Origin of the sequence: Microbacterium sp. HMWF026, assembly GCF_003061325.1 — a bacterium.
In the GTDB taxonomy this organism is placed as follows: Bacteria; Actinomycetota; Actinomycetes; order Actinomycetales; family Microbacteriaceae; genus Microbacterium; species Microbacterium testaceum_E.
The window spans coordinates 1-6,479 of the sequence record NZ_QAJB01000248.1 but is presented as its reverse complement, the minus strand read 5'-3'; the positions used below and the strand labels follow the sequence as shown (position 1 = coordinate 6,479).

The window sequence follows — 6,479 nt, the reverse complement described above, 5'->3', positions numbered from 1 at the left end:
CCGCCTGGGCGCGGAGCACACGCTGCGGGCCGGCGACACGGACGTCCCGGCCGCGGTGCACGAGATCACCGGCGGCGGCAGCCATGTCTCGGTGGATGCCGTGGGCAGCGCCCAGACCGCGCGCGACGCCGTGCTGAGCCTGCGTCGCCGCGGCCGTCACGTGCAGATCGGCCTGCTGCCGACCGACGACGGCATGACGTCGATGCCGATGGCGCGGGTGATCGCATGGGAGCTCGACCTGCTCGGCAGCCACGGCATGGCCGCGGTCGACTACCCCGAGATGCTGTCGCTCATCGAGAGCGAAGCGCTGCGTCCGCAGGAGCTGATCGAACGGGTCGTCGGGCTGGGCGAGGCGGCGTCGATGCTGGCGACGATGGACACGGCGTCACCGGCCGGCATGACGATGATCGATCCGCGGCGGGCCTGAGGGGTCGCCCCGCGGGGTGGGCAGCATCCCCATGTCCCATTTTTGGCGACTCCGGGCCGCCCCGAACCGCAAAATGTGGGACATGAGTCGCCAAAATCGGGACGAGGGCCGGGTCAACGCGGACGCGTTGACAAGCGCGCGGGCGGGAAGGCGGCGTCCCGCAACGGTCCGGTCGGGGCTCGACCGCGACGACAGACCCCGCGGACCGGGTCAGGAGCGCGGAGCGCTGCCCGTGTCGTCGGACCGCGGCGGAACCGCGCTCTCCGACGGAGCCGGAGCGTCGGCACCCGCGCCGGGGGTCGTGGCATCCGGTGCCTCCTTGGGCAGGAGCAGCGGACGGTCGACCGTCTTGGTGACCTTGGCCGGGTCGACGGCGAGCAGCATGAGCGAGACGCTCACGAGCACGACGATGAAGGTCGCGCCGGCGGCGACGAGGCCCACGACGAGCGCGCGCTGGATCTGATCCGCCGGTCGGGCCTGGAAGAACCCCATCGACATGAGCGTGATGAACCCGGCGAACAGGGCGGCGCCGAAGGCCAGGCCCAGAAGCTGGACGGGCTTCATCAGGTCGCGGCGGGTGGTGGGCTTGTCGGTCATGACGCGGCCTCCTCGGAGGGTACGGCCGGAACGGGCTCGGGGCGGCGCGGCGAGAAGCCGGCGATCGCGAGGAACACGGCGACGACCGCCGCGTACCCGCCGAAGAGTCCCACGGCGATGGTGATCCCGGTCAGCGTGAACGAACCCGCGCCGGTGATGTCGTAATTGAGGGCGTACTGCGCCGGGGTGAGCAGCAGCACCGCACCCAGGACCAGACTCAGGATGCCGATGAGCACGCCGTCCCGCGCGCCGGCGGTGCGTCCCGCCTTGCGGTCGCGCAGCGCACCGATCAGCTCGATGAGTCCCGTCAGGATCGCCCACGAGATCACCAGGCCGAAGAACATGCCGGTGGTGCGCCAGGACGCGACGCTCGCGAGCAATCCGGCCAGCAGCGACACCGACGCCAGCAGCACCGGGATCGTCCGCTCGCCGCGCGGGGCGATGAGCCAGGCCGCGAGAGCGAACACCAGGCCCGTCGCGAGCGCGAAACCGCTGAAGACGCCCAGGCCCAGCGGGGCCGAGTGGTCGGACGAGAACGTGACCATGACGGCCGCGAGCGCGGCGAAGAGCGCGCGCGCCAGTTGGAGGTGGCGGGCGTCGAAGGAGCGTGCGGCGGAGGGAGTGGTCACGGAGGGTCCCCGAGAGACGGTGTCGATGGCATCCAGTCTATTCCTCGGTGCCTGGGCGCCTCCCGGGGAACCTCGATGACGAATCAGTCGACGAGCGCGCGCTCGCGATGCTGCTCCGCGAGCGTGCGCTCGACCGCGGCGGCCACGCGGGCATCCTCGGCCTGCTGACGACGGCGGCGGCGATTCCTCAGCAGCCGGGGTCCGAAGACGACGGCGGCGACGATGAGGGCGACGACCAGCAGGAGCGGCCAGGGAACCGCCCAGCCCATCGTCGAGGCGACGAGCGGGTCGAGGGTCGAGGTGGAGCCGGCGGCATCCGTCACCACGGGCGTGGCCGTGACGGAGGCGAACAGCACGCCCATCGCGGCGACGGCGGGCAGGCGCACGTCGCGCTCCCACGCGTCGCCGGGCAGCAGCGTCGGCGCGGCCGCCTCGGGCGTCGCCTCGGCGCGGGCCGCACCGAAGGGCCCGGTGACGGCGTCGGTCTCGTCGGCGCTGAGCGAGACGTTGCCGGTGTTGTGCAGTCGGTAGTGCACCGTGGCGTCACCGAACAGGAACGGGATGACACCGCCGTCCCACCGCACGGCGAGGTCGTCGATGGCGAGCGCCGGGGCGAGATCGCCCCCCACGCGGATGCCGGTGCGGATGCCGAGGCGCCGGTCGACGTTGACGTTGGCACCGGCGTCGGCGACGGTGAGCGAGGTCACGACGCCGCCCGCGTAGTCGCCGGGGGTGGCGTTGGCGGGGACGTCGACCGAGAAGGGCACCTCGACGGTCTGACCCGCGGCGACGCTCACGTGGGTCTGCGGCACCGAGACCCAGGCGCCGACGCCCACCGACTGCTCGCCGGCCACCTTCAGATCGAGGGCGCCGGTCGAGGTGGTGTACCCGTCGGCCGCGTAGACCTCGAGCTCGACGGGCTCGGTGCCGCGATTGGCCACGACGATCCCGTCGTCGAGGTGCGCGCCGGGGTTGAGCGTGTAGGCGTAGTTCGTGCGGTCGTCGCCGAGGGCGTTCGAGGCGGTGCGCACGGTCCAGGTGACATCGTCGGTCGCGGCCTGCGCGGGGGCGGCGGCGAGAAGACCGGCCGCGCCGACGGCGGCGGCGAGCACGACGGCACCGACGCGCTCGAGGAGGGGGATGCGGATCATGATGGGGTCCTTCGGGTGGACGCCGGCGGGGAGCGGGGCTCCCCGCCGGCGCGGTTCGCTGGTCAGCCGGCCAGCGCGGTGAGGGTCAGGGTCGCGCGGTAGCTTCCCTTGTCGATCGAGTTGGGGACCTTCAGGTCGAGGTCGGCGCCGACGACACCGGCGCTGCGGTCGTGGCCCGCGGGGGCCGAACCGAGCACCCGCGAGACGGCCAGACCGTCGCCACCGTCGTAGCCCGAGCCGACCGCGGCACCCGCGACGGCCCCGGCGCCCGGGGTGACGACCTTGGGCGTCCAGCCGAGGAACGAACCCTTTAACGTCTTGCCGTTGTCGACGAAGTCGCCCACCGACGCCGAGACCGACCAGGCGGCCTTGCTGCGGCGGGTGTCGGTCACGGTGATCGGGTTGATCTGTCCGGTGGCCTCGAAGTACTGCAGGTTCTTCTCCTCGGCGGTGCCGAGGTCGACCAGTCCGTTGTGACCGTTGATGGTCCACCCGAACTCACCGGGCGCGCCGGTGGGGACGTCGACCTGGATGTCCTGGCCGTCGCCGTGGTTGGGGTGGATGGTGACCTCGTCCTGGATCGTGCCCACGGCCTCGGCCGGCTTCGCGCCGTTCTCGGGACCGCACCACAGCACCTTCTTCAGCTCGACGGCCGCGTTGGGCGCGTCGCAGGTTCCGGAGCGGATGTTCTGCACGACCAGCTGGTCCTTCTTGACCTGGACCTTGACGTACGAGCGCACGTGCTCCTGGTTCTGCACGGAGTTGTACCAGTAGTTGGCCGGGTTCAGCGGGTCGGCACCGTTCCCGGCACCGCTCGTCCCGCTGTTGTCGGGGGCGGTGATGTCGTAGTACTTCGAACCGGATGCCGTGTTCGCGGTCACGTAGACCACACCGCCGGGACCCTCGAAGACCTCGTCCTGGCCGGGCTTCTCGTCGGGGTTGGCCTTGGCGCCGTTCTTGATCTCGTACGAGCGCGAGTAGCTGTGGTCGTGGCCCTGGAGCACCAGGTCGACACCGAGCTTCGAGAACGCCGTCGGGAAGTCGACGCGGCGCACCTTGTTGTCGGCATCCTTCGCGTGATCCGCCGGCGAGTAGATCGCGTGGTGGTAGACGAGGACGGTGTACTTGGCATCCGCCCCGTGCTTGTTGACGACGTCGGTCACGTACGCGATGTGCGCCTCGTCACCGCCGCCGCCCTGCGAGGTGGCGTAGCTGTTGCTGTTGAGGTCGATGTACAGGACGTCCTTGTACATGAACCAGTAGTCGCCGCCGGACTCGTTGCCGGTGCTGCCCGAGCCCTTGCGGTAGTAGGCGCCCGAGCGGTCGGTGTTGGGCGTGTAGAGGTGCTGCTCGTAGGCCTTGCCGCCCACGTCGTGGTTGCCGATCGTGGCGACCCACGGGTACTGGCGCAGCTGGTCGGGCGCGAGGAACGCGTTCCACTGGGCCTCGGTGTTGGCGGTCTCGACCTGGTCACCGCCCGAGACGAGCAGTTCGGCGTGGGGGTTCGCCCCGACGGCCACGTTCATCGTCTCTTGCCAGCCGGCCTGGTCCTTGGCCAGGTCGCCCGACGCACCGATCTGCGGGTCTCCGAAGAACAGGAAGTCGTAGTCGCCCTCGAACGACTGCGTCGTGAAGGCAGAGGTCGACGACCAGTTGCCCTCGGAACCGACGCGGTACGAGTACGCCGTGTTCTCGGCCAGGCCGGTGATCGTCGCGTGCCGGTTGAAGCCGCCGCTCGAGGCGATGTTGGCGGTTCCGGATGCCGAGAACGTCGTCGCCGACGCGGGGAACTGGCCGTTCACGAGGGTCGAGGTCGGGGCGACCTGGACCGTCTGGGCGGTGTCGGCCGAGGAGTACCAGGTGACGATGCGCTGGGTCTCGTCCGCCCCGACGCCGAGGATGACGCCGGAGAGGGTGGCCGTGGTGTCGGCCATCGCCGCCGGGACGGCCGCGGTGCCCGAGAGTACGAGCGACGCGCCGATCGCGGCGGTTGCGATCCACGAGACACGGCGACGCGTGCGCGCGGCGTGCTCCGTCGATGCGATGAGGAACATGGGTGTCCGTTCTTTGGGGAGGGTCGTGATGCAGGCCCGCCGGTCGCGAGCGCTCCCCACGCTCCGCCCGCTGGGTGACATCCGCGTGAATAGTTGACCCAGCACACGTATCGGGAGGGCCAACACGTTCACTCGATGCCGAGCACCCGCTGCACGAACCAGACCAGGCCGGCGAGGGTCACCGCGATGGCGAGCAGCGCGCTCGCCCACATGCCCATGCGGGGTGCGCGACGGCGCAGGAGCACGAGCAGCGGGAAGACGACGACGATGATGCCGATCTGCACGGCCTCGATGCCGACGTTGAACACCAGCAGCGACCACAACAGGGTCCACGACCAGGGCTCGTCGATCCCGAGCGCCGAGGCGAAGCCCAGGCCGTGCACCAGACCGAAGAGGAACACGACGCCCACGCGCAGCCAGCCCGCGCGATCCAGGCGCAGGAAGCCGTGCGCGTGGGACAGGTCCTGGTCGACCCGGCCGCCGCGCCACAGCCGCCAGAGGTACCAGGCGCCGACGACCGCGATCGAGAGGGCGATGGTCGGCTCGACGACCTCGGGCGGCGCGGCCACCACGCCCGTGGCGGCGAGAATGAACGTCACCGAGTGCGCGACGGTGAACGTCGTCGCGGCGATGACCACCTCGCGCAGCCGCCGCGAGCCCACGATCAGGGCGAGCAGGAACAGGATGTGGTCGATCCCGGTGAGCAGGTGCTCGGCGCCGAGGCGGAAGAACTCCCAGAAGCGCTCGAGCGGCGTCTGCGCGGTCGTGAACGCCGAGTGCTCGGCATCCAGGACCGTGCTGCCCTCGTGCAGATCCAGGGCGTACGTGAGGATCGTCTTGGTGTCCTTCACGAACCCCTCGTCGTCGGCGAAGAGCCCGGCGGTGACCTCGTGACCGTTCTCGGTCGGGCCGCAGGCGTAGTCCACCGTCACGACGGCGTAGGGCGCGCCGTCCTGCCAGGTCATGGTCACGTCATCGGCCATCGTGGGAGCGCACGGTTCTCCGGCCGCGGCGACGCGGAACCGCTCCCCCACATAGGCGGCGACGGTGTCGCGGTGGGCGACGAGGGCCGCGGCCTGCGCGTCGGCATCGCCGTCGTCGAAGGCGGCCGTGCCGTCCTGGTAGAGCGGGTCGTCGCGCTCGGCGTCGGCCGCCGAGACCACGAGCAGGTCGTATTCGAGCTGCAGCTGCGCCCGCACGACGCCCGGGCCGTCTCCGGCCAGGTCGGCGTACACCACCGACTGGAAGCCGTGCGCGGCGGCGGGTGCGGCGAGCGAGACCAGAGCCGCGAGGGCGGCGGCGAACACAAGGACGCGAGCGAGGACGCGCCGGAGAAGAACGGACATGGACACCTTTCCGCCCGAAGCGTGCGCGACGGGTGTGAACGGTTGCCCGCGGTGGGGCGAACGGCAACGGAACGTCCGCCCGTCGTTCGCCCGCTCGTCAACCGCGTCGTCCAGGGTGAGGGGGTGAAGAGCAGGGTCTCGATGGTGGCGGCGATCGCGATGGCGGCGGTCCTCGCCGGGTGCGCACCCCAGCCGGGGTGGTCGTCGATGCGCGCGGCTCCGGCCGCGATCGGTTCGCCGGCGGCCGGTTTCGCCCCCGCCACGGCCCCCGCCCC

At 71.2% G+C, this 6,479-nt stretch carries 6 protein-coding genes; 1 reads left to right on the top strand and 5 read right to left on the bottom strand.

Annotated features, from left to right (window positions below):
- Window positions 1-427, top strand: a 427-nt coding sequence (locus DBR36_RS18320; protein WP_258222697.1) for a zinc-binding dehydrogenase, incomplete at its 5' end; no start/stop codon positions are given.
- Between the two features lie 210 nt (window positions 428-637).
- Here the strand turns inward: DBR36_RS18320 and DBR36_RS09770 are convergent.
- The 5 genes from DBR36_RS09770 to DBR36_RS09750 all read right to left on the bottom strand — a co-directional run bounded on the left by DBR36_RS09770 (window position 638) and on the right by DBR36_RS09750 (window position 6,204).
- Complete coding sequence (locus DBR36_RS09770) at window positions 638-1,024, bottom strand: amino acid transporter (protein WP_108318937.1); 387 nt, start codon at window positions 1,022-1,024, stop codon at window positions 638-640.
- Window positions 1,021-1,653 (bottom strand): acyl-CoA synthetase, encoded by a 633-nt coding sequence (locus tag DBR36_RS09765; protein ID WP_108318935.1) that lies wholly within the window; start codon window positions 1,651-1,653, stop codon window positions 1,021-1,023. Before DBR36_RS09765 ends, DBR36_RS09770 begins: the two co-directional genes overlap by 4 nt.
- Before the next feature lie 83 nt (window positions 1,654-1,736).
- Complete coding sequence (locus tag DBR36_RS09760) at window positions 1,737-2,804, bottom strand: WxL protein peptidoglycan domain-containing protein (RefSeq protein WP_108318933.1); 1,068 nt, start codon at window positions 2,802-2,804, stop codon at window positions 1,737-1,739.
- Between the two features lie 62 nt (window positions 2,805-2,866).
- The gene (locus DBR36_RS09755) at window positions 2,867-4,858 is read right to left on the bottom strand and encodes a metallophosphoesterase family protein (RefSeq protein WP_108318931.1); all 1,992 of its coding nucleotides are present in this window, start codon (window positions 4,856-4,858) and stop codon (window positions 2,867-2,869) included.
- Between the two features lie 128 nt (window positions 4,859-4,986).
- Window positions 4,987-6,204, bottom strand: coding sequence for a HupE/UreJ family protein (locus DBR36_RS09750; protein ID WP_108318929.1), 1,218 nt, complete (start codon window positions 6,202-6,204; stop codon window positions 4,987-4,989).
- Window positions 6,205-6,479 lie beyond the last annotated feature (275 nt).